General features: G+C 34.9%; 30 protein-coding genes. 5 read left to right on the top strand and 25 right to left on the bottom strand.

What is annotated here, in order from left to right:
• Positions 1–3: 3 nt before the first annotated feature.
• Positions 4–900: a flavin reductase family protein gene (locus QZ136_RS04325; protein ID WP_291400734.1), complete on the top strand. Its 897-nt coding sequence runs from the start codon at positions 4–6 to the stop codon at positions 898–900.
• Between the two features lie 43 nt (positions 901–943).
• On the opposite strand, the gene QZ136_RS04320 is transcribed toward QZ136_RS04325, so the two are convergent.
• Genes QZ136_RS04320 through QZ136_RS04310 form a run of 3 tightly spaced genes read right to left on the bottom strand, consistent with a single transcriptional unit; the run spans position 944 to position 3,559 of the window.
• Complete coding sequence (locus QZ136_RS04320; protein ID WP_291400861.1) at positions 944–1,687, bottom strand: LytTR family transcriptional regulator DNA-binding domain-containing protein; 744 nt, start codon at positions 1,685–1,687, stop codon at positions 944–946.
• Positions 1,681–2,733, bottom strand: coding sequence for a histidine kinase (locus QZ136_RS04315; RefSeq protein ID WP_291400732.1), 1,053 nt, complete (start codon positions 2,731–2,733; stop codon positions 1,681–1,683). The genes QZ136_RS04320 and QZ136_RS04315 overlap by 7 nt, the downstream gene beginning before the upstream one ends.
• Before the next feature lie 55 nt (positions 2,734–2,788).
• Positions 2,789–3,559: a DUF5668 domain-containing protein gene (locus tag QZ136_RS04310; RefSeq protein WP_291400730.1), complete on the bottom strand. Its 771-nt coding sequence runs from the start codon at positions 3,557–3,559 to the stop codon at positions 2,789–2,791.
• A gap of 873 nt (positions 3,560–4,432) precedes the next feature.
• Between QZ136_RS04310 and QZ136_RS04305 the strand changes: the two genes are divergently transcribed.
• Positions 4,433–5,344 carry a Gfo/Idh/MocA family oxidoreductase gene (locus QZ136_RS04305; RefSeq protein ID WP_291400728.1) on the top strand — a complete coding sequence of 304 codons (912 nt, stop codon included), beginning with the start codon at positions 4,433–4,435 and terminating at the stop codon, positions 5,342–5,344.
• Positions 5,345–5,348: 4 nt separating this feature from the next.
• Here QZ136_RS04305 and QZ136_RS04300 read toward each other — a convergent pair whose 3' ends face one another.
• The 9 genes from QZ136_RS04300 to QZ136_RS04260 form a co-directional block, all read right to left on the bottom strand.
• Positions 5,349–5,804 (bottom strand): DUF1801 domain-containing protein, encoded by a 456-nt coding sequence (locus QZ136_RS04300; RefSeq protein ID WP_291400727.1) that lies wholly within the window; start codon positions 5,802–5,804, stop codon positions 5,349–5,351.
• Positions 5,804–6,247, bottom strand: coding sequence for a molybdenum cofactor biosynthesis protein MoaE (locus QZ136_RS04295; RefSeq protein WP_291400725.1), 444 nt, complete (start codon positions 6,245–6,247; stop codon positions 5,804–5,806). The genes QZ136_RS04300 and QZ136_RS04295 overlap by 1 nt, the downstream gene beginning before the upstream one ends.
• A 2-nt stretch (positions 6,248–6,249) precedes the next feature.
• Positions 6,250–7,365: a HesA/MoeB/ThiF family protein gene (locus QZ136_RS04290; protein WP_291400723.1), complete on the bottom strand. Its 1,116-nt coding sequence runs from the start codon at positions 7,363–7,365 to the stop codon at positions 6,250–6,252.
• A 2-nt stretch (positions 7,366–7,367) separates the two neighbouring features.
• A complete protein-coding gene (locus QZ136_RS04285) occupies positions 7,368–7,601 on the bottom strand; it encodes a MoaD/ThiS family protein (RefSeq protein ID WP_291400721.1) in 234 nt (77 codons plus the stop codon).
• Positions 7,602–7,611: 10 nt separating this feature from the next.
• Positions 7,612–8,346, bottom strand: a complete 735-nt coding sequence (locus QZ136_RS04280) for a sulfite exporter TauE/SafE family protein (RefSeq protein WP_291400719.1) — start codon at positions 8,344–8,346, stop codon at positions 7,612–7,614.
• 6 nt (positions 8,347–8,352) lie between these two features.
• On the bottom strand, positions 8,353–9,549 hold the full coding sequence (glp, locus tag QZ136_RS04275; protein ID WP_291400718.1) for a gephyrin-like molybdotransferase Glp: 1,197 nt from the start codon (positions 9,547–9,549) through the stop codon (positions 8,353–8,355).
• A 96-nt stretch (positions 9,550–9,645) separates the two neighbouring features.
• A complete protein-coding gene (gene moaA, locus QZ136_RS04270; RefSeq protein ID WP_291400716.1) occupies positions 9,646–10,626 on the bottom strand; it encodes a GTP 3',8-cyclase MoaA in 981 nt (326 codons plus the stop codon).
• Between the two features lie 13 nt (positions 10,627–10,639).
• Entirely contained in the window at positions 10,640–11,248 is a 609-nt protein-coding gene (locus QZ136_RS04265) for a nucleotidyltransferase family protein (RefSeq protein ID WP_291400714.1), read from the bottom strand.
• A gap of 4 nt (positions 11,249–11,252) precedes the next feature.
• Entirely contained in the window at positions 11,253–12,374 is a 1,122-nt protein-coding gene (locus tag QZ136_RS04260) for an XdhC family protein (protein WP_291400712.1), read from the bottom strand.
• Between the two features lie 212 nt (positions 12,375–12,586).
• On the opposite strand from QZ136_RS04260, the gene QZ136_RS04255 reads away from it, so the two are divergent.
• From QZ136_RS04255 to QZ136_RS04245, 3 genes are read left to right on the top strand one after another with little or no spacing between them, the layout of a single operon-like run.
• Complete coding sequence (locus QZ136_RS04255; RefSeq protein ID WP_291400710.1) at positions 12,587–13,663, top strand: efflux RND transporter periplasmic adaptor subunit; 1,077 nt, start codon at positions 12,587–12,589, stop codon at positions 13,661–13,663.
• Positions 13,660–14,922, top strand: coding sequence for an FtsX-like permease family protein (locus QZ136_RS04250; RefSeq protein WP_291400708.1), 1,263 nt, complete (start codon positions 13,660–13,662; stop codon positions 14,920–14,922). Before QZ136_RS04255 ends, QZ136_RS04250 begins: the two co-directional genes overlap by 4 nt.
• A gap of 1 nt (position 14,923) precedes the next feature.
• Positions 14,924–15,604 carry an ABC transporter ATP-binding protein gene (locus QZ136_RS04245; RefSeq protein ID WP_291400706.1) on the top strand — a complete coding sequence of 227 codons (681 nt, stop codon included), beginning with the start codon at positions 14,924–14,926 and terminating at the stop codon, positions 15,602–15,604.
• A gap of 5 nt (positions 15,605–15,609) precedes the next feature.
• Here QZ136_RS04245 and QZ136_RS04240 read toward each other — a convergent pair whose 3' ends face one another.
• The 13 genes from QZ136_RS04240 to QZ136_RS04180 all read right to left on the bottom strand — a co-directional run bounded on the left by QZ136_RS04240 (position 15,610) and on the right by QZ136_RS04180 (position 26,905).
• Positions 15,610–16,005 (bottom strand): response regulator, encoded by a 396-nt coding sequence (locus tag QZ136_RS04240; protein WP_291400703.1) that lies wholly within the window; start codon positions 16,003–16,005, stop codon positions 15,610–15,612.
• 14 nt (positions 16,006–16,019) lie between these two features.
• Positions 16,020–17,405, bottom strand: coding sequence for a response regulator (locus tag QZ136_RS04235; RefSeq protein WP_291400701.1), 1,386 nt, complete (start codon positions 17,403–17,405; stop codon positions 16,020–16,022).
• Positions 17,406–17,447: 42 nt separating this feature from the next.
• Positions 17,448–18,113: a response regulator transcription factor gene (locus QZ136_RS04230; RefSeq protein ID WP_291400699.1), complete on the bottom strand. Its 666-nt coding sequence runs from the start codon at positions 18,111–18,113 to the stop codon at positions 17,448–17,450.
• Between the two features lie 5 nt (positions 18,114–18,118).
• Positions 18,119–20,518, bottom strand: a complete 2,400-nt coding sequence (locus tag QZ136_RS04225; protein ID WP_291400697.1) for a PAS domain S-box protein — start codon at positions 20,516–20,518, stop codon at positions 18,119–18,121.
• 732 nt (positions 20,519–21,250) lie between these two features.
• The gene (locus QZ136_RS04220) at positions 21,251–22,159 is read right to left on the bottom strand and encodes an ATP cone domain-containing protein (protein ID WP_291400690.1); all 909 of its coding nucleotides are present in this window, start codon (positions 22,157–22,159) and stop codon (positions 21,251–21,253) included.
• A 67-nt stretch (positions 22,160–22,226) separates the two neighbouring features.
• Positions 22,227–22,679: a DinB family protein gene (locus QZ136_RS04215; protein ID WP_291400688.1), complete on the bottom strand. Its 453-nt coding sequence runs from the start codon at positions 22,677–22,679 to the stop codon at positions 22,227–22,229.
• A gap of 44 nt (positions 22,680–22,723) precedes the next feature.
• The gene (locus QZ136_RS04210; RefSeq protein WP_291400687.1) at positions 22,724–22,930 is read right to left on the bottom strand and encodes a DUF2892 domain-containing protein; all 207 of its coding nucleotides are present in this window, start codon (positions 22,928–22,930) and stop codon (positions 22,724–22,726) included.
• A 96-nt stretch (positions 22,931–23,026) separates the two neighbouring features.
• Entirely contained in the window at positions 23,027–24,298 is a 1,272-nt protein-coding gene (locus QZ136_RS04205; RefSeq protein ID WP_291400684.1) for a voltage-gated chloride channel family protein, read from the bottom strand.
• Positions 24,299–24,419: 121 nt separating this feature from the next.
• Positions 24,420–24,557 (bottom strand): DUF2256 domain-containing protein, encoded by a 138-nt coding sequence (locus QZ136_RS04200; RefSeq protein ID WP_291400682.1) that lies wholly within the window; start codon positions 24,555–24,557, stop codon positions 24,420–24,422.
• Positions 24,558–24,827 carry a TIGR03643 family protein gene (locus tag QZ136_RS04195; RefSeq protein WP_291400680.1) on the bottom strand — a complete coding sequence of 90 codons (270 nt, stop codon included), beginning with the start codon at positions 24,825–24,827 and terminating at the stop codon, positions 24,558–24,560.
• Positions 24,824–25,297, bottom strand: coding sequence for a flavin reductase (locus QZ136_RS04190; protein WP_291400676.1), 474 nt, complete (start codon positions 25,295–25,297; stop codon positions 24,824–24,826). Before QZ136_RS04190 ends, QZ136_RS04195 begins: the two co-directional genes overlap by 4 nt.
• A gap of 505 nt (positions 25,298–25,802) precedes the next feature.
• On the bottom strand, positions 25,803–26,072 hold the full coding sequence (locus QZ136_RS04185) for a zinc ribbon domain-containing protein (RefSeq protein WP_291400672.1): 270 nt from the start codon (positions 26,070–26,072) through the stop codon (positions 25,803–25,805).
• Between the two features lie 212 nt (positions 26,073–26,284).
• Positions 26,285–26,905, bottom strand: coding sequence for a hypothetical protein (locus QZ136_RS04180; RefSeq protein WP_291400671.1), 621 nt, complete (start codon positions 26,903–26,905; stop codon positions 26,285–26,287).
• Positions 26,906–26,951 lie beyond the last annotated feature (46 nt).

Genomic DNA, 26,951 nt, shown 5'->3' with positions numbered 1-26,951 from the left:
TATATGCTCAGCATTAAGGTTTCTGATTTAAAAACTGCCGAGCTGCAAAATTATTTGCAGTATGCCATTGCGCCTCGCCCTATTTGTTTTGTCTCTACGATCGACAAAGAAGGAAACGTGAATTTGAGTCCCTTTAGTTTTTTCAATATGTTCAGTACAAATCCGCCCATTTGTATTTTTTCTCCGGCAAGGCGTGTTCGCGACAATACCACAAAGCATAGCCTTGAAAATGTATTGGAAGTGCCTGAATGTGTGATCAATATTGTGAATTATGATATGGTGCAGCAGACTTCCTTGGCGAGTGTGGAGTATCCAAAAGGGACCAATGAGTTTATAAAGGCGGGATTTACAGAATTAGCTTCAGAGCTTGTAAAGCCACCAAGAGTTGCCGAATCGCCAGTCCAAATGGAATGTATAGTGCGAGAGGTGATTAGCTTAGGCAATGAGGCAGGTGCCGGAAATTTAGTTTTGGCTGAGATAAAACTCATTCATATTCAGGAGGATATCCTTGATGAGAGCGGTAAAATTGATCAAGAAAAAATAGATCTTGTTGCCCGTTTGGGTAGCGATTGGTATTGTCGTGTTAACTCCGATAATCTTTTTAAAGTGGAGAAGCCTGTACGAACGCTCGGAATTGGTGTAGATTCAATCCCTTCAGCAATTAGAAATTCAGATATCCTCACAGGAAATAATTTAGGTCAGTTGGGCAATGTGGAAACCCTACCAACAGATAAAGAAATTGAAGAATTTCAGTTTGATTCTGAATTGCGCCAAATTTTAAATGCTACCATTGGCGATAATCGGACAAGAGCACGTGAATTACACCAATACGCTAAATCCCTGCTTGAAAAAGGAAATGTGGCAGATGCTTGGAAGGTTCTTTTAAGTTTCGATATATAAATCGAAATAATATATCTTTTAAATTAAACAATTATCTTAAGGATTACAATCCGAGCGCTTGTCTTAATTTAGGAAAACCAGTTTTACTAACAGGGATTTTTTCACCTGTTTTTAAAATGGCTAGGTGTGAATCCTTTTCATAGGGGTCTATTCTTGTAATTTCGTTGATTTTAACGATGAATGATCGATGAACCCTCACAAAATTGCTTTCACCCAATAGTTTTTCAAAATGAGTTAAGGTTTTATTTTTAAGGAAGGAGCCTTCGGGGGTGTGTATTTTTACGTAATCATCATCTGCCTCTAGGAATAAAACATCGCTTAGTGGAATGATTTTAATTTTATTGCCCGTTTTAACTACAATTCGATCATTTTTAGGGAATGCTGTTTGGAGATTTGCAAATTGTTCTTTTGAAGTTTGGTTGACAAGGGTTTTTTGTTCTTGATCCAACCATTTTTGTACGGCCTTATCAAAACGCTCTCTAGTAAATGGTTTTAGGAGATAATCTACTGCATGTTCTTCAAAGGCTTTGATAGCAAATTCATCAAAGGCGGTAGTAAATATCACAGAAGGTGCTTGTTCAATAAGCTCGAGCATCTCAAAACCATTGATTTTAGGCATTTGAATGTCTAAAAATATCAAATCGGGTTTGAATTGAGCAATAGCTTTAACACCTTCAAAACCATCATTACATTCCTGAACGATTTCTAGCTCTGGCCAGTTCTTTAAATATTCTTTTACTATTGTACGAGCCAGTGGTTCGTCATCAATTAAAATCACTCTCATAATTGTGTCTGAGGTATTTTTACTATGCTTGTAAATATATGCTTATATGGCCTTGTTTCTATCAAATCTGTTCTACCAAATAATAAATATAACCTTCGCTTTACACCACTTAGTCCGAAACCAGTCCCCTGCACCGGCTTTGCCGTATTTTGATCAAAAGGATTTTGAACGGTTATATGTAGCTCATTTTCAGTACATTCAGCGAAAATACTTATCGTAACCACGCCTGTAGTGTCGTAGAGCCCGAATTTAATTGCATTCTCTACAATGGGTTGTAATAGCATTGGTGGAAGTTTCATGTCCTTACAGCTATCATTATAGGATATTTCTGTGGATAGGCGATGTCCAAATCGTACTTTTTCAATATCTAGATACAGTTGCAAATGCTCCAGCTCGGCCATTAATGAAACGGGCTGTTGATCTTCTTTTTTAAGAGTTCCGCGTAAAAAATCAGATAATTGATGAATCATTTTACGTGCTTCTTCTGGTCGGCTGCCAATAAGCGCAGTAATTGAATTAAGGCTATTAAAAAGAAAGTGCGGTTGTAATTGTTGCCTTAAATTATATAATTCTGCCTCTTTGGCGAGGCTTTCGGCTTCTAATTTTCTTTTTTCTGTCTCTTTCTGATCAATTTGTGTGAACCAAACAATGCTAATCATGGCCATCAAACCAATGATTAATAATCCGATGAAAAATCGAATAGGCAATGATTCGAATAAAAATATGGAATATTTAAAATCATTTAAAATCAGTTGATTTAGTGTCCAATTGTTTAGAAAAAGCCAAAGACTTGCCAAAATGGCGCAATAAAAAAGTATTAATAAATAGCGATTTTTTTCAGGTCTGTAATACTGAAGGTTATTACTCATTAAATAGCAAGCAATAGTGAGTAGGCAAATGCTAATGGTGCTATCAATAAAAGAAGTCCGAAGGCTAAAGCCAAACCAAAGTAAAATGGCTGCCTGCGATAGAATACAAGCCACCATGCATTGAGAAACAATGAGAATTATCTTGCTTTTTGAAATAAGTAATCCCGTAGTTTTTTCCATAATGGCTACTGTGCGGCAAATTGTTTTTTAATCAAGGTTTATGAATTGCAGCTAATTAATAGCTTTTAATATCGATACCAGCGAATATGGAGGTTCCCTGAATGATCAATACTTTATCGGTACTGGCATTTAATTGTGGAGGACGTTTATCTTCGATGCCTCCCATGATAGCAATCATTTCCGACTGTACAACCCAATTTGCTGGGACAATTATTTTAGTCCCGCCAAATATCTGCACCACATTAATCTTTACTATTCCTTGAAGGTCTGCCTGCAATAAATTGATTTCAGTGCCGCCAAAAAAGTTTAAAATATCACCACCTTGAAAATTTTTGGACACCACATTCTTTTTAATTCCTCCGAATATTGAGGTCGAATCGATACGGTCTCCTAAATAAGATGATTTGCTTGTATTTTCCTGATTTACAGGCTCTTGAATGGGTTCTGGACTGATTGGATCTAAGATTATCGGACTTGGTTTTTCTTCGATTTGGAATTGTTTTCTACGACCTAAAATCAGCCAAAAACCTAATGTAATAATCATTGCCGGCCAGAAAAGTCGGTCGGAATCAAAATCGGGGTTAATTTCACCGAATAGAAATATTACTCCAATTATGATTGGCATAAATGCAACTGGTTTGCTGAATCCTTTTCGCTTACCTATCAATACACCTATAGCAATTAGAAAAACTGGCCAGCTAATTATCCAAGATGAGATAAATAAAATATCAAGGGATCTTAATAGAAGAATAATTCCTAAAAGAACAAGGGTCATTCCGAAGAGTGCCTTATCTGATTGTTGGTTCGGACGAATCTGATTTTTCATGGTCTTAGTTTAATACAAAAATAGGCTCATTTTTTTGAATGTCATATATAAAATAGGCAAGCTCATTGTAGTTCTCGGTAAATGGGGGTAAATTGTCGGTGAAAGATGTGAGATATGAGATATGAGATGTGAGATTTGAGACATTAGATTTGAGATGTGAGATATGAGATTTGAGACATTAGATTTGAGATTTGAGACGTTAGATATGAGACATTAGATGTGAGATAGGACATTCCACATCTAAAATCTTAATTTTTCTTAATTCCTTAATGGTTTTTATTTCTCTGTCGATATCATTTTAAGAGGACAGGTCGCGGCCTGCCCCTACGCGCGATATCTCACATCTCAATACAGTTCATCCTCTGGTCGGTGTTGTCACCGTACCAGTCGTTAGGAGTATTATATCTCTACGACTTAGCGTCTTTGGGAGACACAGAATATAAAATCATGCAAAAACGCAGTGACGCAAAATTTTCGTGTTGGAATGATTTTTATTTTTTTGAAATAGGACAGGTCGCGACCTGTCCAAATGTGTTTTTTGTCTAAACATTAAGAAATTAAGGTTATTAAGGCATAATGTCTAATTTAAAATCTGTTAATTTCTAACTTGACAGGTCTCCATAAATCATCACGACTTAATTTTTCTTAATTTCTTAATGGTTTTTAATTTCATAAGAGGACAGGTCGCGACCTGTCCCTACGCGCGATATCTCACATCTCATATCTCACATCTCAATACCAACCTTAAAGATTTAGGCCAATTTGTACAAGAATTTTATATTTTTGTAATAGGCCAGGTCGAGACCTGTCTAGTAGTCTCATATCTCACATCTAATGTCTCACATCTCATATCTCACATCTAACTACTAACTAGTGAAAATAGGCATCATCGGATTAGGCGACATCGCACAAAAGGCATATTTGCCAGTTTTGGCTGCAAAGCATTTAGACCTTCACCTTTTTACTCGTAATCAGGATCGTCTTTTGGCAATAGGTAATCAATATCGAATTGCTAATCTCCATTCTAGTTTAGAATCCTTGATAAATAGTGGGATTAAAGCTGCTTTTGTGCATAGCGCGACTGAATCGCATGAGCAAATTATTGAGCAACTTTTACTGCACGATATTCATGTGTATGTTGACAAGCCAATTAGCTACCATTTTGAATCAGCTAAGCGATTAATTGATTTGGCAGAGGCTCGACAGCTTCATTTAATGGTTGGTTTCAATAGGAGATATGCACCTGCTTATGTTGAATTGAAAAAGCTGGCCAATCCTAACATGATTATTCTTCAAAAGAATCGTCATTCTTTACCTGGGGATGTTCGAACCTTTGTTTTTGATGATTTTATACATGTTATTGATACCATGCGTTTTCTTTTTACCTATCCTGTTAAAGAAATTTTGGTGAGAGGAATGCATAGCCAGGATTTATTAATCCACGTGGTTGTTCAGCTTATTGCCGAAAATGGCGCTATTGCTATTGCCATCATGAATCGTGATTCGGGCACCTTGGAAGAAAAAGTGGAGGTGTTTAGCGGAGAAGAGAAGAAAACAGTCCTTAATTTGACCAATTTAAAAACCAACAGAAATAAAATTGAAATCTCAAATGGTATAAATGATTGGGAGTCAACGCTTTCTAAACGTGGTTTCGAACATATTGTGAATGATTTTTTATATGCAGTTCAAAACGATGAAGCTCCTAAAATATCCATGCAAGATGCTTTGAAAACTCATGAATTATGTGAGAAAATTGTTGCGGAATTAATAGCTCAATCTGCTTAAATAATTAGCTTCTAACTGTGCTTTCATAGATAGAAATCCAATTCTTAACCGTCATTTTAGAAACGAGTTCTGCAATTAATGGATAGGGTATTTGCTCTATTTTCTTAAATCTAATACAGCTTTTCCCTATGTCAATTTTAGATTTGGAATGCTTCTCATATTCTGAAATAAACCATTCTAAAAGCTCTTGATTAGCGTATAAACCCATGTGATACAGGGCAATATGACTCTTTTGAGAGGCGATACTGATAAATGGAAGCGGTAATTTGGGATTAGAATGATAACCTGCTGGATAAATTGAATGTGGAACTACATATCCGATCATACCATAAGACATTTCTTCAGTAAAACCTGCTGGTAAATGTTCAAGAATGGTTTTTCTGAGTAGAATTAAAGCTTCTTGTCTCTCAAGGTTTAAGGTTTTGATGTATTCTTGTGGACTATTTACTTGACTTTCCATTATTTATTAACTTTCCATTGGTGGGAGTCATTCTCCATAATTTCTTTGCCCCAAATAGGTAATTCGGCTTTTATTCGCTCCACAATTTCATTGCATGAATCAATTGCTGCTTTTCGATGTGCCGATGAGCTAAATACAAATAAACAGATTTCGCCGGCTTGGACTTGCCCCAGACTATGATGAACGTGCATGCAGGTAATTGGGTATTTCGCGAAGATTTCTTCACGGATTTGATGCATTTTTTCGAGTGCCATTTCTTCAAATGCAGTATAATCGATAGCCTTTACCTTGCCTTGTTCAGTTTCGTCGGCTCTTACCTGTCCCAGAAAAATGCTATGCCCGCCAATGGCTGTCTGCGAACTATGCTTTTGTATGCTTTCAGCGATAAATGTGGCTGGAATTGGCCCCTGACTAAAAATATTTTTAATTTTTCTTTCTGACATGCTTAATTATTTTCTTTTTGCCATGCGGCGATTCCATCTTTAAGGCTAAATATTTTGCGCGATTTACCATAATGTTGGCTCAATATTTCTGCCGCTACCGTGCTGCGTTTACCTGTTTGACATAAAAGTACAATGGTTTTCGCATCAATCTCCGGAATTTGTTCTTTTAATTTACTCAATGGAATATTTATGTGGTTAATGTGCTCAATATCAGGCGCTTCACCACTTTCACGAACATCTATAATTTGAATATTGCCATTCTTAATCATGGGCTCAAAATTCTCATAAGACAAATCAAATGTTGAATTTATTCTGCAAAAAGCTTTATAACTAAAGGATTCAAATTCGCTAATTCCCTTAGGAATCATTTTATTTGTTTCCGCTCTTGGAGTCAATTCCAATTCAAAAAAATGGTTATTTAAAGAGTTATAAGTGAGTAGTCGGTTGATTAATGCTTCTCCAATTCCTGTAATTAGTTTGATCGTTTCATTGGCCATCATAGTGCCAATAATTCCTGGTAGCACCCCAATTACACCTGCTTCGGCACAGTTTAATACTTCATGATCTGCGGGAGCTAAGGGGAAAAGGTCGCGGTAATTTACTCTGTCCTCAGGACTTGATTTTGTACTGTTAAAGACAGCTAACTGTCCCTCAAACCGTGAAATAGCGCCATAAACGAGTGTTTTATTGAGTAGTACACAAGCGTCATTTATCAAGTAGCGGCTCGAAAAATTATCTGTTCCATCGAGAATGATATCGAAATCCGACAAAATATTCAATGCATTGGAATTGCTTAATTCTTCATTAAATACATGAATTTCAATATCTGGGTTTATCTGTTTCAATACCTCTGCCGCACGCTTTGCTTTTGATTGCCCGATATCATTTACAGAAAATAAAATTTGTCGGTGGAGGTTGCTAAGCCTTACTAAATCAAAGTCTACTATGCCCAAATTGCCTATTCCTGCACCAGCGAGATACATCATTGCTGGGCATCCCAAGCCACCAGCACCAATAATTAAAACCTTGGCATTTTTTAATTTGTCCTGCCCGGCTTCACCCAATTCTTTCAAGGATATTTGTCGGGCATATCGTTCATTTTTAGCTGCTTTGCTCATATTTATCCTCCAGAAAAAGGTGGTAATAATGCCACATTTGCATCTCCTTCAAAAACTGTATTTTCATGAATAGTCTTTTTATTCACCGCAATGCTATAGCTCATATTTGCCATTTCAGGATACATTTCATGAATTTTCTTTTGAAGTGTATCCGTGTCTGGAATATCTTGGAGTTGGAATTTTGTTCTTCCTGCGATATCTGCCAACTGTCCGAAAAGCGTAAGTTCAACTTTCATATTTAAGCTTTTAAGAGGTGAAAATTAGTTTTAGTCCCGCCACCAATAGCACAATTGCCAGGGTGTTCTTCAATATATTCTGATTGAATTTCAAGGACCCTAAATAAGAACCTAATAGTCCGCCGACAAAGGCAATGCCAACATAACTTATCATATCCGGACTAAAATTAATGCCTTTGTATAGATGGCCTGCTAATCCCGAACACGAATTTACGAAAATAAATAATGCACTGATAGCAGCAGTTTGTTTTTGGTCAGTCCAGCGCAGCAATAATAACACCGGCGAAAGAATAATTCCGCCTCCAATGCCTATTAATCCCGAAAGGAAACCTATTCCTGCACCTATTAAAATGGAGAGAAAAATGGTGTTTTTTTGTAAATCTTGTGCCTCACTGTTTTTATAGATGAGGAATCTAAAAACGGGAATGAGTAGGAGTATTCCCAGTACTTTTTTGTAAATATCGGCATCTAAACTAATCATCCCACCTAAAAATGCCATTGGGATAGATGCAAGCGCAAGTGGGAGGAAAATTGGCCATTTGAAATGCTTCCCACGGTAAAATTGTATGAATGCGGTAAGCGATACAAAAAGATTGAGTAGGAGTGCGGTGGGTTTCATTACTTCGGGACTAACAGCATAGATTGCCATTAATGCCAAATAGCCACTGGCACCACCATGCCCTACAGAGGCATATAAAAATGCAACAATAAAAAGTAAAACATAAAAAATATAGATGCTTTCCATTGCTATTTAAACTGGCAAAAGGTGTATTTCAACTATTTGACCCTCAGTGAATTCTGTCTGATTTTCATCTAGTTTGATCAAGCAATTTGCCTTGGCAAAAGAGCTTAACCTAAATGATTCTTGCGCCTTTAGATCATGTGCCATTTTACCATCATAATATCCTTTTAAAAATTGAGTTAAGCCAGCTGCTTTTTTTTGTGACTTGCTTAGTGGCGCTTGAATTTTGATAAGATCTTTCTTGCTATTATTTAATATCCCAATGGCTGGATATACATATTCATAAAAGCAGTTTAAAACCGATGCGGGATTTCCAGGTAAGCCAAATATGTATTTTTTGCCTTTTTTACCAAAGAAAAGTGGCTTACCAGGCTTCTGCTTTATCTTGTGGAATATCTGCTCAACTTCATTTTCTTTAGTCGCCTGAACTACAAAATCATAATCTCCAACACTTACGCCCCCTGTAAGTAACACTAAATCACTTTGGTTTAGAGCGCTTTTTAAAACTGAACTAAGAATTTCTAAATCATCTTCAGATGATAAAATATTAATCTTGGTGATACCTATCTGATTTAAGGCTGCTTTTAAAGCATAGGAATTGGCATCATAAACCTGTCCTAATTGCAGTGGTTTTCCTGGTGTTTGTAATTCATTTCCAGTTAGAATAATGCTTACACTGGGTTGTGGGTAGGCTAATATTTGGTTGATGCCTAGTCCGGCGATAAATCCAATAGCCGCCGGACTTAAATACGAATTTTTCTCGAGCGCCATTTCATTGGCTTTAGCTTCAGAGCCTTGTAATCTAACATTCTGACCTTTCACTAATTGTGGATCTGTAATGCTTAATTTACCATTGTAAATGCTTGTTTTTTCCTGCATGACAACGGTATCTGCACCGGGCGGGACTGCTGCACCGGTAAATATTCGTCGGGCACTTTGAGGCTTTAGGGGCTTTAAATCGGCTAAGCCTGCTTGCGACTCGCCGTCAATGAGTAATTCCTGATGTTTTTGCCATTCCTCGAAGTTTAGCGCATAACCATCCATGGAGGATTGATTGAATGGTGGTAAATCGCTCAAAGAAAATAGCTCTTCAGCAAGGATTAAACCTGCAGCTTCATTTAAATGAAATTGAATGGGACTGCTTGCCTCGATATGCTCTTCAATTAGTTGTTTTGCTTCAGAAACAGGTATTAACTCTTTGGGCATCTGGCTGTTTTTCTTTATTTGTTGTGAATTTCGATAAAAAATTGATGATTAACAAAGCTTGAATTGGCTACTAGGATTATAAAAATACCTGAAATTTTAGCCACCAATACTAATCATACTGCGATTTTGAAGGTCTTCAGCTTGAATTTTCTCAAAATCTTTCGTGAATTGACCACCAAGTTCCTTCGCTTTCGATGCAATACTTTCTTGGATGAGTGGCAAAACATCCTCTCCATTACGAAGTGCGCTAAGTAAATCCGTTTCTTTTTGTGAAAAGAGGCAATTTTTCATTTTCCCATCTGCTGTTAGTCGCATGCGGTTACAAGTACTGCAAAATGGTGCACTCATGGTGCTGATGATAGCAAATGTACCTTGATGGCCCTCAATAGCAAATTTCTTTGCGGTATCGTTAATATCGTCTTTTAAGCGTATAGGGTTATATTTTTTGCCGATTTGCTGCAACATATCATCCATAGTAAACACCTGGTTGCTGGTCCAGCGGTTACCCTCAAAAGGCATAAATTCTATAAAACGGACATGTACTGCGAGATCTTTGGTCCACTCAATAAAGTCATTTATTTCATGATCATTCAAGCCCTTCATAATCACCACATTAACCTTAACATGAATGTTTTTGCTGATCATTAAATGGATATTATCGATTACCTTTTGGAAAGAATCTCTGCGAGTAATGATTTGGAATTTATCGGCATCGAGGGTATCGAGACTAATGTTTAGGGATTTAATTTTCGCTTCTTCCAATACATCTGCAAAATCATGTAGTCGTGTTGCATTTGTGGTCATTGTGAGCGATACAGGAAGCTTTGATAGACGTAAAATGATATCAGCAGCATCTTTCCTCACTAGAGGTTCACCTCCCGTAAGTCGGATTTTATTGACGCCATTCTCTACAAATATTTTTGCAAGTAATTCTATTTCAGAAGGTTGCATTAGTCTTGAATGCGGTGTAAATTCATAATCCTCTTCCGGCATACAATAAAAACAACGGAGGTTGCAATTATCTGTAAGCGATATTCTTAGGTAATTATGAACTCTGTTAAAACCGTCGACAAGCATGGATAAAAGTACGTTATTTAGGTAATTTCAGGTAATTTTCTCGTGTATCAATATCAATACTTCCAAGTTGAAATTCTACTGATTCTGTTTGGTTTTTATAATTTTTTATTAGTGATCTAGCGCCAATATCGCCTTCGAGGCTAGAAAGTTCATCAAAAAAGCTATGATGGAAAAGGGTAGGGGTGCCAAGGGTATCTGCATATTTACTGGCAACAATGTTTTTTCCGCTTGTGATGTGTTTTTCTATAAGTTTATTTAATAATTGGGCATTTACAAAGGGTTGATCGCAGACCATAAAAATAGCTCCATCGGCCTCTGGGAGCATTATTTTAAGTTTTTGAAGTCCGAATTTAATCGATGAAGCCATTCCGCTTTCCCACAAAGGGTTTTCAATTAGCTGAATGTTAGATTGATCTAATTCTTGTTCAATAATTTCTTTCCTAGCACCCAGAACAACAATCACTAGTTCTGCTAAACTATCCAAGGCGGTATCTATGCTATGTTGAAGCAAGCTTTTACCACGATAGCTCAATAATTGTTTTGCTGAACCCATTCTTGCAGATGTACCTGCCGCAAGAATAATAATTCCGATATTTTTTGAAGTTCGGTCTTTTGTGGCCATCATTTTAATTTCTTGGGTGAATAGGTGTTTTTCTATACTTTAAGAAAGTACCATCTCTACCGGTAAATGCTGCTCTTATTCCTGCGGCCATTGAAAGAGCGATTTCTTCGGGTGTTATAGCGCCAATATCAAGTCCCAGGGGTGCATAAATACGTTTCATATCTGCTTCATGGATGCTAAAACCTTCTTCAGCAAGCTCATCCCATATTTTTTGGGCACGCACCTTCGGACCCAACATTCCGATGTAGGGGGAGGCGGTATTCAGCGCTTTTGGTAAGTTTATTTTATCAGTTTTAAAATCATGCGACATGAGAATTATGGCTGTATGCTCATCAATCAGCATATTTTGAAATTCTGTAGGCGATTTAACCTCATCAACAAGCGCTACAATTTTGGAATTTAGTTTCAATGGATTCGCAACAATGCTTATGCGCCAGCCAATTTCCTTTAGTAAGCGGCACATTGGGAAAACATCATATTGATTCCCCATTAAAACGACATGGATTTCGGGAGCTAATAATTCGATGAATAGACTTATGCTATTTTCATTGTCTAATTCTATGCTTGAAATTCCAGATTTGTGAGTCGTTATTTGTGATTTAATTACCTGATTTACTGATTGTTGTGTTTTTAAATTTTCAAATTCTTTCAGACTTTCTTCACCATTGTATTGAAAACAATTTCCTTTTTTAATCCCATGATATTCCCCTTTTAAATCCGTAATTGTAATTAAAGTATGGGTTTCTCTATTGGCTTTAAGGCATTTTTTTAAAATTTCAACAGGGTTATTCGGGTCATTAAAATTTATTGGGCAAAACAAGACATCAATGATGCCATTGCAGCCTAATCCCACTCCAATTTGATGAGGATCATCTTCACTGGTATCATAGGTAATGAGTGAGGCTTCAGATTTGTTTATGGCAAGTCGCGCGCGTTTCAATGCATCGCCTTCTAGGCAACCTCCACTAATTCCGCCAACCCATGTCCCATCATCTAAAACAAGCATTCTTGCCCCTGTACGGCGATAGGATGAACCTTCTACACGTACAACAATGGCTAGAGCAGCACGTGTTTGTGTTTGATCGATCTTATCGTAAGCGGCAATGATGGCTTTAATTTCTTTCATACTGAGCTTTAAAGCTAGTCAAATTAATTATTGTCTTTTAGGGACAATCAATTGGATAAATTTCGGAAAATATTATTGATTTTTTATTTGATGCATTGGGGTTCAATTTTTATTTAAAAAGCATTTACCCTATAGATTAAAAATTGCTAAAAAGGAGATGTAAATCATTTTTTGTGAGCTAATAATAGTTTAGCTTTGAGAAAATAGTATTTATGAAGAATAAGATTTTTTTTATATTTCTGGTTTTACTTTATTCATGTCAGACTCCTGAAGAAACCATTAAACCTGTCATCAAAGCTGTTTCACAATCGGTTTATGCTTCAGGAGTGTTAAAAAGTAAGAACCAATACCAAGCCTACTCAACAGTTAGCGGAATTATTGAGGAAATTTATGTTACTGAGGGTGATTCAGTAAAAGTTGGTCAGCCAATTCTTCGAGTTTCAAATGAAGTTCAGCAATTGAACCTTGAAAATGCGCGTCTTAATGCCGATTTTAATAATCTTTCTGCCAATCAGGGTAAGTTAAATGATGCAGAAGCTTCCATAGATTTTTTGAGCAATAAACTGAAAAATGATTCTTTATTATTTTTTAGGCAGAAGAAATTATGGGAACAAAGTGTTGGGACAAAAGTGGAGTTAGAGCAACGTGAATTATCTTTCCAAAATTCAAAAAATGCTTATCATTCGGCTTTAATTAGGTATAATGATCTCAAGCGTCAATTGAATTTTGCATCGAGTCAGGCTCAGAAAAACCTTAATATTTCACAAAGTTTGGCACAAGATTTTATCTTAAAAAGTCAGATGGATGGTTTAGTCTACAATTTAACCAAATCTAAGGGCGAATTGGTTAATCCCCAAAGTCCATTAGCTACAATCGGTGCTTCAAATCAATTCATTTTGGAGATGCAGGTAGATGAATATGATATTTTAGTTGTCAAACCGGGACTTAAAGTTATTGTGAAACTTGATAGTTATAAGGATCAAGTTTTCGAGGCAAGGCTTACTCGTATAAACCCTTTGATGGATGAAAGAAGCAAAACCTTTTTAGTGGAAGCTGAATTTATTGAAAAACCAGCCAAAATCTATCCCAATGTTTCTTTTGAAGCAAGTATATTAATTGAATCGAAAGAAAGGGCATTGTTAATTCCAAGGAATTATTTATTAAATGATTCAAGTGTTGTGATGTCCAATGGAGATACAGTTAAAGTTAAAACAGGTTTAAAGGATTATCAAATGGTTGAAATTATATCTGGAATTAGCATTGATGATGAGATAAAAAAGCCTTTATGATGAATTTTAAACTATTGGTAAGTATTTCAGGTTCATTATTAGTTGCAAGATTAAAGCAAACAATTGTTGCTGGGGTTGGTGTTACTTTTAGTATCGCTATGTTCATTACCTTACTCAGTTTCATGTCGGGTTTAAATGATTTGCTAGATGGATTAATTATCAATCGTACGGCTCATATTCGTTTGTATAATGAAATTAGGCCATCTAATTTGCAGCCGATAGATTTATCAGAAACTTATAAATCGCATCATAATTTTATTAGTTCGGTAAAGCCTAAAAAAGAGCGACTTCAAATTTATAATAATGATGCGATTATGAATTTTTTAAAGTCGGATTTAAGAGTATCAGGCATAGCACCTAAAATTATTACTCAAGTTTTTTTTAATATCGGAGCCATTGATTTAACTGGTGCCATAAATGGGATTGATGTTGAGGCAGAGAATAAGCTCTTTTTATTTCAGGATTATGTTACTGATGGGAATTATATAGATTTAAAGAATACGCCGAACAGTATTATTTTGGGCAAAGGTTTGGCTGAGAAAATGTTGGCCAATATAGGTGACATGATTCAAGTTACTACCTCAAGAGGAGAGCGTGTTAAGCTAAAGGTGGTTGGTTTTTTTCAATCGGGATTGCAAGATATTGATAATGCACAAAGTTATGCATCTATTAGCACTACACAGAAACTTTTGGGTGAGTCGGGCTCATATATTACCGATATTCAAATTAAGCTAAATGATATTAATTTGGCGCCTTCATTAGCCAAGGAATATCAAAATTTATTTGATGTGGATGCTATTGATATTCAGACTGCAAATTCTCAATTTGAAACAGGTAGCACAGTTCGTACTCTTATTTCTTATTCGGTTGGGATTACCTTACTGATTGTTGCTGGATTTGGTATTTACAATATCCTCAATATGATGATTTACGAGAAAATGGATTCGATTGCTATTTTAAAGGCTACTGGATTTTCTGGCAAGGACGTAAACCGGATTTTTATCGGAATTGCTTTAACAATTGGTATTTTGGGTGGTGCTTTGGGCTTGCTTTTGGGACTTGGCATGTCATGGTCTATTGATCAAATACCTTTTAATACCTCAGCATTGCCAACTATTAAAACCTATCCAATTAATTATAATCCTAGATTTTATATGATTGGAGTAGTTTTTTCAATCGTTACCACCTATTTTGCCGGATATTTTCCTGCTCGCAAGGCTAGTAAAGTTGATCCAGTAATAATTATTCGAGGGAAATAGCATGAGTCAAATAATTCTGGAAGCTAAAGCGGTTTCGAAATATTTTCATGATCCAATTACCGTTCAGGTATTGAATGATATAAATTTTACCATAAATAGGGGCGATTTTGTATCTGTGATTGGTAAATCTGGATGCGGAAAATCAACTCTTCTTTATATTTTATCCACTATGGATACGGATTATGAAGGGGAGATTTTGATTGATGGACTAAGCATGAAAAATAAGAAGGAAGCTGATTTGGCTAGGGTAAGAAATGAAAAAATAGGTTTTGTTTTTCAATTTCATTATCTACTAAATGAGTTTTCGGTGCTTAAAAATGTGATGCTTCCAGGATTGAAGCTCGGTAAATATTCGGAGCAAGAAATCGAACATCGAGCCTATGAAAAGTTGAAGATTTTAGGAATAGAAAGTGAGGCTCTCAAAAAGCCAAATCAAGTCTCAGGCGGCCAAAAGCAGCGCATAGCAATAGCAAGGGCATTAATTAATGATCCATTAATTATTATGGGTGATGAGCCTACTGGAAATCTCGACAAGAAAAACGGTGAAATTGTTTTCAATATTTTTAAGGAACTAGCCGAACTTTACAATCAATCTTTACTGATTGTTACCCATGATCAAGAATTTGCTCAAAATACACACCGAATTATTGAGATGGAAGATGGTCGAATAATAAGTCTTTAATTAGCTTATAAAATTTCTTTTAGCTTTTCCAATTTTAGGGGTTTTGATAGGTAACCTGTCACCATTTCATAAGCTTTGGATCTAGAGATATCTTTATCAATATCTGAAGAACTTGCGATGTATAATTTTGCATTTTCAGGTAGGCAAGCACCATAATGTTCACTTAGCTTATCTAATACATCCCAGCCATTTATTACGGGCATATTAAGGTCTAAAAAGATTATAAGGTCTTTGTATTTTTCATTTTCTAGACCAATTAAATGATCTAAAGCAAGTTGTGGATTTGTGAAGCACTCCACCTCAGAACTTGAGGATAATTGTTTTAATACCCCTCTGACTAAAAAATTATTGATGTTATCATCATCAATAACTATAAATTTTGGGCTCTCTATATTTGACATGTTTTTGATAGGTATTATTTTTTAAAATTGAGCAGGAAAGTTGAGCCAGATCCTGCGGCACTTATAAAATGCACTCGTCCGTCATGCGAATCCATGATATTTCTTACCAACTGAAGTCCGAGGCCTTTACCTTCAATCTGACTGTGCATTCTTTGATAGAAGACGAATAGTTTTCCTTTTGCTATTTTTTCATCGAAGCCTAGGCCATTGTCTTTAATTTTGAGAATGATCTCATCATGTGTTTCTGATGCGGTGAAATTTAGGTTTAATGTCCTTTCTGGATCTCTAAATTTTATTGCATTTTCAATTAGATTGAATAAAATAGTCGAAAAATCACTTAGGGGAAAGTTTAATCTCAGACTACTTTCAATGTTAAAGCTAACTTCGGCATTAATGTCCTTTAAAACATCCTTAAATTCATTAACTGCTTTTTTAGCGTATTTGGCAACTGAGAAAATAACCTTTTTTTGAATAGCGCTTTCTTCTCTTGCTTTTAAAATCCCAGAAACGTCCTCCATTACTGTTTCAAGCTTGTCGAGACTCTCGTTTAATAAGCTCAATAAAACATGGTCTTTATCTTTTGTTTTAGATTTGAGATGATAGTTCTGTAAAAGCAGGTCTAAAAGCTGCCTGAGGTTTATTACTGGAGCTTTTAAGTCGTGTGCAACGATATATGTAAATTGAGATAGGTTTTGATTTTTTCTTTCAATTAATGTGTTTTGACTTTCTAATTCGCTAAATGCATTTTTCTGGACTGTATTGTCGATAAAGTACACATTATGGTATTTATGATCTGGATTATAGGATACAATACAGTTGAATATTTTGTCGGCTACAGGGAATTCAAATTCAAAATTTTCACCTACTTCAAGTTCAATCAGATTGTTTAATTCTTTTATTAAACTTTCATCTTCCAAGAATTTAGCTGCTGGATTAGAATATACAATTTTACCTTTTTCGTCCAATCTTAAAATAGGAAGAGGCGATTGTTCGGATAATTCAGCAATTAAACGATGGTCTTGTTTTCTGATTTTAGCTTTTGAAAGTTGCGCGTCAACTGCATCGAAAAGCTCCCTTGCTTTAAAGGGTTTTACAATAAAATCGTCAGCGCCTTGAGTCATTGAATTTCTGAAAATTTCTTGCTGACTATGCCCAGTAATGATGATGACCGGAATTTCTTTAAGCTGTTTGTTTTCTTTAAGTCTTTTAATAAAATCAATGCCAGAATGATCGGGAAGCATTAAATCACATAAAATAAGATCGGGTAAAAAGGAGTTTGTAAGTTTAAATCCATCCTCAGCATTTATAGCTGTCTCAACTAGAAAGTCCTTTTGTTCAAGCAACTCTTTTACGTTTTCACGTATATCCTCTTGATCCTCAATTACTAATATTTTAGACACGGTATTAAATTAAAAAATTAATGAAAATGGTATTTTGGGGCGCTATAGAACTGATTTAAATTTCAAGGCAAACTTTATGAGTGAGTTTGATCCTTTAAGATTTAACTTTTTACAAATATTATGTCGATGATTTTCAGCTGTTCTGATGCTTATATTTAACTCTTGGCTGATTAATAAAGAAGTCATTCCCATCGCTATTTTTTTCAAAATTTTGCTTTCTGTTTTTGAGAGAGTTTCAATTTGTGATAAAGCTTTATGTTCTTCCTCACTACTTAGTGAAATAGATCCTTCTAGCGCATTACTTAAATGACTGTTATTTCTAATTTGCGAAAGTCGCTCAATCCTCTTTTGAATCGAATTAAACAATTCACTGAAGGTAAAAGGCTTAATTATATAGTCGTCAGCCCCTGAAACCATTCCGTTTCTTAAATCCTCTTTTTCAGCTTTTGCTGTTAAAAAGATAAATGGTATATGATTGTACTGATCATTTTTTCTTACCTGCTTTAATAACTGAATACCATTCATAAATGGCATAGAAATATCACAGATAATGATGTCAGGGTTTGCCTTTTTTAAGATATAATCTGCCTCAAGACCATTTTTAGCCTGAATTACTTTAAATTTCTTTAATTCAAGAAATTGAGCGATATTTTCTCTTAGTATCTGCTCATCTTCAACTAAAAGTACCTTAAGCTTCCTTTCATTCATAATTTTTATTGATAAGGGAATTTTATTTTAAAACTTGTTCCTTTTCCTAAAGTACTGGTGAAGGATATTTTTCCTTTATGCATCTCTACAAATTTCTTCACAATAACTAGTCCCAGGCCAGTTCCTTGTATATTTTCAACATTGTTTGCTCTAAAAAAAGAATTAAATATATTTTTATGTTGCCCAGCTGGAATTCCAATTCCTTTATCTTTTACTTCGATAGTGAAATTGTCGGATTGGTACTCCAAAATAACCTCCGGATTAGGCTTCCCAATCGAGTATTTTATAGCATTGCTGATCAGATTAATTAAAACCTGGCTCATTAGAACTTTATCGATATGGCTTTTATGTTTTTCTCCAATTACATTAAAAATGACTTGACGGCCATCTGATGTTACTGCAAAATACTCATTGATAATGTTTTTAACAAAATTTTCTATATCCGTTTCGTTTTTATGTAGGTCAAATTTGCCTAGGTTGATACGCCCAACTGTTAAAAGGTTCGACATGATTGTAGAAAGCCTTGTAATTTGACTTTCTATTTTATCGATATGTTTCTCAACTTTATCTTTGGGTACTTGATCATTTTCAAGGAAAATTCGGATTAAATCCGAACTCGATTGAATACTTGCTAGTGGTGTTCTAATCTCATGAGAAGCAATACTTACAAACTGACTTTTTAATTCGTTGAGCTCTTTTTCTTTCTGTAGACTGTTTTTAATATTGTCTTCGGCTTGTTTTAATTGTGTGATGTCATTTTCTACAGAGATGAAATTTACTAATTCGCCATCTGCATTGTAAAAGGGGCTTACATTGACTTGCATCCAATATTTACGACCATTTTTACTATAATTTAGAATCTCTGCTGATACACTTTTCTTATCAAGTAAATGCTTGTAAATTTTCTTGATTGCCTTCGAATCTGTTTCCGGTCCGTGGAGGAAAGTAGGATCTTTGCCAAAAACCTCCTCAAAACTATACTCCATCACATCAGAGAAGGCTTTGTTAACCCATTGAATTCTTAAATTGGGATCAGTAATGATGATGACACTACTTGTATTATCAGCAACTATAGCGGCTATATCTGCTATTTGTTTCTGCTTTTTCTCTTCTGTTTTATCTCTACAGATACATATTACACCACCGTCTGCCAGGCTGGTAAGCGTAATTTCTTGATAAACAGGAGATCCATCTTTTAATTTGGCTATTGTTTCGCCCGCCCAGCGACCATCTTTATTTACTAGTGGAAATATTTTATTTTCTAAATAATCAATTTCATTCTGCTCGTAAAGCATATGCCATTTCTTACCAATAAAATCAAGGTCATTATTGTAGCCAAACATTTTTATATGTGCTTCATTTACATATACATACTGGCCTTTATCATCAATTACCGCAATTCCATCCATCGCATCTTGTACGGCAATGGTCATTTTATTAAGTACCGACTCAATGCTTTTGATAGAAGTAAGATCAAGTCCGTAACCCATTACCCATTTAGCCTGACCATTTGAATCATGTAAGGGTTGATAGATTCTAAGATGGTGTTTATCGCCGTCATTTGTTTCAAATCGCTCTTCTAAAGAAGCTGGAGCACCAGTTAATATGGTTTCATTAAAGGTAGTCCTTCTTTTTACAGCAATATGTATTGGCTTGTCGCGGTAACGGCAGTATTCAAAATCGTTTTTGCCAATCAACCATTTTCTGACAGATTCTGTAGGACAAGCAGATTTGTTTAGAAATACATAACGTTGGTTTACATCCATGATGACAATGTCGGCAGGGATGGAATCTAAAATGTTTTTCTCTAGGCTATTGATATTGTTTACCGGATCGAATAAAAAATTATAATCCGCACATTCAATACGGATGCATAGAAGCTCATTCTTCTTGCTTAAGCCTAGGGAAGTTAGACTCAAATTCTTTATTCCCGTATCACTTTCAGAAAGCGATAAACGATTTTCGCCTGTTTTGTTAAACTGATTGCTAAGCCAAGTATTTAAGTTTTTTAATGTCTCAGGCTTGCTGAAAAAATAATGGAATTCAACCCCGCTAGATGTAAAATAGTCGATTAGCTCCAGCTTTTTATTAAAGGTTGCTAAGGCAGTAAAATTTGAATTTTCAGAAGTGCTATCTGCAATTAAAGCTTTATAATGCTGTTGCTCATAAGCATTTTGTGAACTTGAATTAACATTAATAATTACCTTTTCTACTTCTCCATTTGAATTAAATTCAGGTATAAATTGAACTTCGTAAAATGAAATGTCATCATGTTTGTTTTTAAGTATGACTGAATGTGCAATTCCTGTTTCATGAACTTGAACATCTAAGTTTTTTAAACTTTCATATTCCTTTTCACTCAAAGTATTAAAATAAGAATGCTCTTTTAATTTTTGGATGTTCATTTTTGACTCGGTTCAATAATTAATCCCACGGTAAACTTGGTGCTTTAAACTAAGTGTTTATTAAGTACATAAATAAATAAATATAAGTAATTTGTACTCATGGAACTAATAAATTACACATTTATAAGTACAAACACTTATAAAATTGATTCCAATTTATTGTCATCAAGACATAATTAAAAATCTTAAAAATATTTCTTTTAAAGATAATTTATTTCAATATATTTAATTATTGTTTTTGAATTAATCTATAAAAATTAATATTAAAATATTCAAAATTAGGGCTTTAGGACGGCTTTTGAATGCGTTCTTGCTAATTTTATTAATTATTTGGCAAATATGCACTTAATTTTATTAATTTTAACGATACAATTATTCTTTTGTATATATATTTGAGTATGATTACCTATTGTGGAGTATTAGATTTTAACTGACCTTTGTGGAACAATATTTAAGAAAAAGTCGCTACCCTACGACTAACCGCGAAAAACATAAATTTTTAATGAATAAATAAAATAATGCATCATTGCATTATTTTATTTATTTTAAATTATTTTTATTTTCCAGAAATTAATAATCGATTTTTTAAATATTTTTCTTTTTGATTAATTTAATTACAATATTTTTAGTTTGGATTAAGGAAAGAATAAATACCTAATTAAAGATGATCTAAATTTTACAGATTGAAATAAATGGGATTGATTAGTGTTGGTAAATAGATATCGTATTGTTTTAAATCTTTTCTGGATTATTCAAGGCTAATGATTCACAAATTGATTTTACCTCATCAACAATTTTTTTAATCCGCGTTTCAGAAATACCCATCTCAGCGAGGATCTGCTCTTTATTTATCAAATCCTTACATAATACTATTCCCTTACTGAGTATTTGATCTTTCTCATGCTTTAAAAGAGTTAAAAGGCTGGTTATTGGATGTAAGCCCGATTCATCGATCAGGTTTTTTAAACTTTTATTCATAGGATAATCCCAGCTAAGCATGAACATTGACATGCACTTGCCATATTGAAGTGCATCGCTCGAAAATCGGGTATTAGTTACTAGTCCGCCAACATACAATTTCTCAATTTTACTCTGTTTCTCCCGCATTTTACTCTCTACATCCTTAAATCTTGAGTGGATGTAAAGTGGGACTTTAATATCGCAAAAGCGCCTTTGATCGCTATGGAATTTACATTCCACTATTAAATACTGATGCTCATTTTCTGCTAAAATATCTATCTCATGTGTTACACAGTGCCCCTGAACAACACTCCCCACTTCTGTTCGATAATTTTTAAACTTCAATAATTCGGCAACATATTTTTCGAATGGGAAGCCACTGGGGCCTAATTCGAGAATAGCGCTTTTTAGTTTATACCTGGATGCTGATGTGGCAGAATACTTTCTGAGGTGTGAAAATGCAAGTCTGTATATTTCTTTGGTCGGCATGCTATCATATAGCTCCTTTTTTACCTTTTCGATAACTTGAGCGATGATGTCTTCATCAGCTTTTGAACGCCTCAATGATCTTTTTAATTTTTCTTCATCAAAATAGACTTGATCGCCCGACATTTTAGTTATAAGAATGCCCTGTTTTTGATTCTGCTTTTCCGATGTATGTTCTGTTTTCTTAAGGCGCATTCCTTGCTTAATCTGATATAATAATTGAATAGGCTTGATGGAAAATTAAATATCATTCCTTTAATTTCTATTGCCCATACTTTAAAATTATTGCCAACTGACCAGCATGATATGCCGTGTGCGTGATAATTCGTCCAAAAGCTTCGGCTTTTGTTTTGCTGCCAAATTCTTTGGTTACCACTAGATTATCCCATTCATCTTCTTTTTGCTGTAAAATAGCAGACTTCAAGGTGTCGAATGATTTTTGAGTATAAACCAATAATTCACTTAGATTAGTCCACTCGCCACTATCCTTCTGATCAATTACCGTTTTAGCATGCACTTGAATATCAGGTATTTTGAATAAATTCTTAGCGAACAAAAATTCAACATCGCCAATATGTCTGATTAAAAATCCTGCGGAGTTAGGGGAGGGCGATAATCTTTTCTTTAGATCATCTTCATGTAATTCAGCTAAGAGCTTTGTAAATCGAGTTCGGCCTTCTTCTAATGACCCGATGAGTGTTTCATTGATGTTCATAATGCAGCCTAAATATTTGTGAAACTAATCTGCTAATAATCCAGCTACTTATTTTTCGGCTTGGTTGAGATGCCAAATGGTAAGTAAAGCGGACAAAAACTAATGAAGCTAGTTAGGATGAACACGCCAGCAATAACTAATAGTATTGTTGCCAAAGTGCCTGAAATTAAATTGGTGAAATAAAGAACAGCAATTAAAACTGCAGCCAGAATACGGATGATTTTGTCGGTACTACCCATGTTTGCTTTCATAATTCTTGTTTTTATTTAATTAATACAATATACTAAATTTTCAAGATATTATCAAGCGTCATGATCAGATTTTATCCTAATAGGCATCCTTAAGCCCTATTTTTCTAATCCTAATTTCTTATAAAATGCTTTTTTGAGTCGCGATTGATTTTGCGAACTATATATCCCTTTATGGCCTGAGAAGAAGTAGGAAAGGAGACAGGCTATCCCTATAAAAACAGCACTTTCGACTCCGAAAAGCTCTATCCCCATTAGGGTACAGGCAATTGGAGTATTGCTAGCACCCGCAAATACTGCTACAAAGCCCATTCCGGCTAATAATGCAAGAGGAAGTGGGACAAACCAAACCAGCGCATTGCCTAATGTGGCGCCAATAAAAAAGAGGGGAGTAACTTCACCGCCTTTAAAACCTGCACCAATGGTGAAGCTGGTAAATAGTATTTTTAAGATGAAATCGTAAGGTTCTAAATTATTGCTGAAGGCACTTTGGATAGTTGGAATACCTAAGCCAATATATTTGGTATCAGCGATGAAAAAAACTGCCAATGCAATTACAATACCGCCAATCATGGGACGAAAAGGGGCGTATTTAACCCATTTCTTGAATAAATTGCTCCAAGTTTGCATTGATTTTGAAAAAAAACAGGCAACCATTCCGAAAATAATACCCACAAATGCCGCCCATGAAAGATTGATAATTCCCATTTCGGGTACAAGCGGAATGCTATAATTGCTATGACTTACATTCCAGGCTAGACAGGTAAAATCGGCAATAAATGCAGCAATTAAACTCGGAAAAATGGCATCTGTTTTAAACTTTTTTAAGATTAAAACCTCAAGTGCAAATACAGCGCCTGCTAGGGGAGTGCCAAAAACAGCCGCAAATCCTGCGCTGATGCCAATAATTAATAGAATTTTTCGATCGTTTTCATTTAAGCTAAACAACTTACTGAACTGATCTGAAATAGCTGCTCCCATTTGTACGGCTGTGCCTTCGCGACCAGCAGAGCCTCCGAAAAGGTGTGTGGCTAATGTGCTTAAAAGGACCAATGGGGCCATTTTTAAGGGAATAAGCTTATTAGGATGGTGGAACTCTTCCAAGACTAAATTGTTTCCTTTCACCACATCAGAACCCGAATAATGATAGGCCAAGCCAATTGCTAAACCTGCTATTGGTAAAAATGAAATGATCCAAAGGTGGTTTTCACGCCAATTTGTTAGAAAATCTAAGGCGACTAAGAAAAATGCGGAGGCAGAACCTGCTAAAATGCCAATCAGAGCAGAAAAGAAGAGCCACTTTATTAAATAAAATAAAAAAGGAATATTCTTGGCTTTTGATATAATTGATTCAGAATCAGAGTTTTGCATTATGTTATTAGGCTTTCTTTAAAATTATTCTGAATCCTTTATTTAGACAATCAATATAGAAGGCAATTTAAGAAAATTTTTAAATGAGCTGGGCATGCAGGTTTTTTGGGTTTTGTAGGACTTATCTCCCTTTGCGGCATTTATCGCTACAATATTTGACCTCTTCCCATACTTTTCCCCACTTTTTACGCCAGGTGAAGGGGCGCCCACAAACAAGGCAAATTTTGGAGGGTAGATTTTCTTTTTTTACCCCTTTCATTTAGCGTTTGCTGATTTTATTCATGCTAATATTGCGCTGCAAGGTGCATTTAAAGCGGTTAATCTCATCAGTGCGTTTATGGAGGTGCTTCTGACTTACACCGCTGTTTACGCGTTTGCGCCATAGATTGAAGCTGCTTCTCTTCAACTCTTTTCGCATGAGGCTAATCACATCAGACTCGCTGAAGCCGAATTGTATTTTTATCGCTTCAAATGGGGTGCGATCTTCCCATGCCATTTCAATTATACGGTCGGTTTCTGCTTCGGTCATGCTCTGATAATTTTTTTAATCCTTAGGGTCTCCGAAGTTAAAACTTCTGGATGATAGCTTTTGTATTTTTCTGTCCTAAAGGTGAATAATATATGGTCGCCAGTTTCTTTGAACTCAATTTTCTGAAGTAAAATGCGTGCTGATGTATTTTTTAGCACCTCATAGTCGTTCCAACTTTCTAGTAAATTGTTTTTCTTGAGATATGCTTGCTTATTAAAATTTAAACCAGTCCGCTGACCCAAATTTTTGACGAGTTTAAACTGCTCAGGATGAAGGAATTGTAAAACAGCCTGTTCAGAGTTATACATATTTTCTAAAGTCTTGGTATTCTTGTAAATAGCGATGGCATAGATTTTTGGCTCCATGCTTATGGCAGTTACATAGGTGCATATATTCATGTTTACCTGACCATCACAATAGGTAGCTAGGCTGTAAACAGGAGGGTCAATTAGGTTCCAAGGTCTTCTCATTTCATTTTTTGGATTGTTTTGCTAATCAGACAATTCAATGGGGTGAAATTAAGATCTTTTATTGGATGAAATTTCTTTTTAAGGTAAAATTTGAGGGTGGAGGTGGAGCGTTTATTAATTGTATTTAGTAAGCGCATTTCAGTATTAAATCAAAAAAGTATTTTTTTAGTACGTTACAAAGATTATCCGGAAAATTGTTTAATAATCCTCCCCAGCCCCCTCTAGAGGGGGACGTGCACAGCGACCTCAAAAAAACCTATATAATAAAATAAATTTACATGAAAATCACCTTCAGATATTGTGCACTCAACTAGCACACAATATCCAAGGGATCTTCCTCTCCTTTCCCGGTTGGTATTTTAATTTTTTTGGCTTGAATTAATCAGATAAAAATATTGAAGCGTTTTTAATTTTTATTAGGGATGGAATTTATCTGATTTTTATAAAACTCTCATTATGATTGTTTTATATTTATTTTTTGATGGATTTTATTTAATGATTAAAATTATTTTTCGGATAATACTCGCCATCTATTCAGTTTCGGAATTTTATTTAATGAAGACTGAATGATTGTTGAAGGTAAATTCATCTTTTCCATTTGCGTTTCTACGATATCAAGCATTTTTGCTAGACTTAAGCTTGGGTCCTTGAAAAGGCCATTTTCATAGCAATAAATACAGTATTCATTACTTCTCGATCCGTCTTTTTCAGTCCCTTTTACATGATCAATTTCAAGTGGCATACTGCAACTTTGGCAGAGTAATTTACTTTTCATTTTTATAGCTATTTATTATACAATCTGATTCGTTTTTGTTGAATCAACAAGAAAATAGGCATTAACATTTTAATTTGAAGCTGTTAAATGCTTTTGGGATTATCTTAGGGGTATAACAATGGTATTATGAAAAGGTTTTTAGTGATTTTAATTTATTAGTATAAATTATGCTATAGAATTATAAATAGTCTCAGAATGAAATTAAATGATAATTATGGATTACTAATAATCTTATCTAAATTAATTTTTTCTAAATATTCTTTCATGAAATTATCTACATCATTTACATCTTTTATACTTTTAACTCTAATCAATGCAGAAATCATGATTTTATCTTTGTAGGTTGCTGTATAAACAACATCATTACTTTCAGATTTAATTCCCTTTAAATTAATTGTTGCATTATCAAAGCGGTTAATTTTACTTGGATAGCAATGAAATACTTCTTTAGGATAATTTATGGTGCTAAAATTCGCCTTTCCTTGGGAAATTGCATTGTTTTCAGTTGGCTTTTTACCAGAAATATCATAAAATTTAATTTTTAAATCTTCAGATGAATTTCTGCTTCCATAAACTACCTCAAGAAATTTATGATCCTCATTTTCGAAGCAACTAACTTGCCAAAAAACTAAATCTTTGTAGCTGCCTAAATGTGGGATTGCTTCATATAAGTTTGAAAGCTTGTCGCATCCACTATCATCATTAAACGTGGCACCTTCCGTTGCAGAGTTTGTTTTTTCTGCTGCTGATGTTTGCTGATTTTCAGTTTTGTTTTGTCCTTTACAAGAAATAATTGAATGTGAGATGAGAAGTGCAAGTAGTATTTTTTTCATTTTATGTATTTTATTACCATTTTGGTAATTATTGATATATATTCTA

The sequence above is a fragment of the Daejeonella sp. genome (assembly GCF_017495225.1).
GTDB lineage: Bacteria > Bacteroidota > Bacteroidia > Sphingobacteriales > Sphingobacteriaceae > Daejeonella.
This window is presented reverse-complemented; position numbering and strand designations above follow the sequence as displayed.

Excerpts from the sequence above, each read along its gene's own strand:
- QZ136_RS04310 (WP_291400730.1), bottom strand. The coding sequence starts at position 3,559 with ATGAAAAATCAGATTCGTCCGAACCAACAATCAGATAAGGCACTCTTC.
- QZ136_RS04280 (WP_291400719.1), bottom strand. The coding sequence starts at position 8,346 with ATGGAAAGCATCTATATTTTTTATGTTTTACTTTTTATTGTTGCATTT.
- QZ136_RS04215 (WP_291400688.1), bottom strand. The coding sequence starts at position 22,679 with ATGAACATCAATGAAACACTCATCGGGTCATTAGAAGAAGGCCGAACT.
- QZ136_RS04205 (WP_291400684.1), bottom strand. The coding sequence starts at position 24,298 with ATGCAAAACTCTGATTCTGAATCAATTATATCAAAAGCCAAGAATATT.
- QZ136_RS04300 (WP_291400727.1), bottom strand. The coding sequence starts at position 5,804 with ATGGAAAGTCAAGTAAATAGTCCACAAGAATACATCAAAACCTTAAAC.
- QZ136_RS04180 (WP_291400671.1), bottom strand. The coding sequence starts at position 26,905 with ATGAAAAAAATACTACTTGCACTTCTCATCTCACATTCAATTATTTCT.
- QZ136_RS04325 (WP_291400734.1), top strand. The coding sequence starts at position 4 with ATGCTCAGCATTAAGGTTTCTGATTTAAAAACTGCCGAGCTGCAAAAT.
- QZ136_RS04210 (WP_291400687.1), bottom strand. The coding sequence starts at position 22,930 with ATGAAAGCAAACATGGGTAGTACCGACAAAATCATCCGTATTCTGGCT.
- QZ136_RS04245 (WP_291400706.1), top strand. The coding sequence starts at position 14,924 with ATGAGTCAAATAATTCTGGAAGCTAAAGCGGTTTCGAAATATTTTCAT.
- QZ136_RS04295 (WP_291400725.1), bottom strand. The coding sequence starts at position 6,247 with ATGTCAGAAAGAAAAATTAAAAATATTTTTAGTCAGGGGCCAATTCCA.
- QZ136_RS04255 (WP_291400710.1), top strand. The coding sequence starts at position 12,587 with ATGAAGAATAAGATTTTTTTTATATTTCTGGTTTTACTTTATTCATGT.
- QZ136_RS04240 (WP_291400703.1), bottom strand. The coding sequence starts at position 16,005 with ATGTCAAATATAGAGAGCCCAAAATTTATAGTTATTGATGATGATAAC.
- QZ136_RS04200 (WP_291400682.1), bottom strand. The coding sequence starts at position 24,557 with ATGAAAGGGGTAAAAAAAGAAAATCTACCCTCCAAAATTTGCCTTGTT.
- QZ136_RS04185 (WP_291400672.1), bottom strand. The coding sequence starts at position 26,072 with ATGAAAAGTAAATTACTCTGCCAAAGTTGCAGTATGCCACTTGAAATT.
- QZ136_RS04260 (WP_291400712.1), bottom strand. The coding sequence starts at position 12,374 with ATGAAAGAAATTAAAGCCATCATTGCCGCTTACGATAAGATCGATCAA.
- QZ136_RS04290 (WP_291400723.1), bottom strand. The coding sequence starts at position 7,365 with ATGAGCAAAGCAGCTAAAAATGAACGATATGCCCGACAAATATCCTTG.
- QZ136_RS04250 (WP_291400708.1), top strand. The coding sequence starts at position 13,660 with ATGATGAATTTTAAACTATTGGTAAGTATTTCAGGTTCATTATTAGTT.
- QZ136_RS04220 (WP_291400690.1), bottom strand. The coding sequence starts at position 22,159 with ATGCGCCTTAAGAAAACAGAACATACATCGGAAAAGCAGAATCAAAAA.
- QZ136_RS04190 (WP_291400676.1), bottom strand. The coding sequence starts at position 25,297 with ATGAGAAGACCTTGGAACCTAATTGACCCTCCTGTTTACAGCCTAGCT.
- moaA (WP_291400716.1), bottom strand. The coding sequence starts at position 10,626 with ATGCTTGTCGACGGTTTTAACAGAGTTCATAATTACCTAAGAATATCG.
- glp (WP_291400718.1), bottom strand. The coding sequence starts at position 9,549 with ATGCCCAAAGAGTTAATACCTGTTTCTGAAGCAAAACAACTAATTGAA.
- QZ136_RS04230 (WP_291400699.1), bottom strand. The coding sequence starts at position 18,113 with ATGAATGAAAGGAAGCTTAAGGTACTTTTAGTTGAAGATGAGCAGATA.
- QZ136_RS04225 (WP_291400697.1), bottom strand. The coding sequence starts at position 20,518 with ATGAACATCCAAAAATTAAAAGAGCATTCTTATTTTAATACTTTGAGT.
- QZ136_RS04265 (WP_291400714.1), bottom strand. The coding sequence starts at position 11,248 with ATGGCCACAAAAGACCGAACTTCAAAAAATATCGGAATTATTATTCTT.
- QZ136_RS04315 (WP_291400732.1), bottom strand. The coding sequence starts at position 2,733 with ATGGAAAAAACTACGGGATTACTTATTTCAAAAAGCAAGATAATTCTC.
- QZ136_RS04195 (WP_291400680.1), bottom strand. The coding sequence starts at position 24,827 with ATGACCGAAGCAGAAACCGACCGTATAATTGAAATGGCATGGGAAGAT.
- QZ136_RS04285 (WP_291400721.1), bottom strand. The coding sequence starts at position 7,601 with ATGAAAGTTGAACTTACGCTTTTCGGACAGTTGGCAGATATCGCAGGA.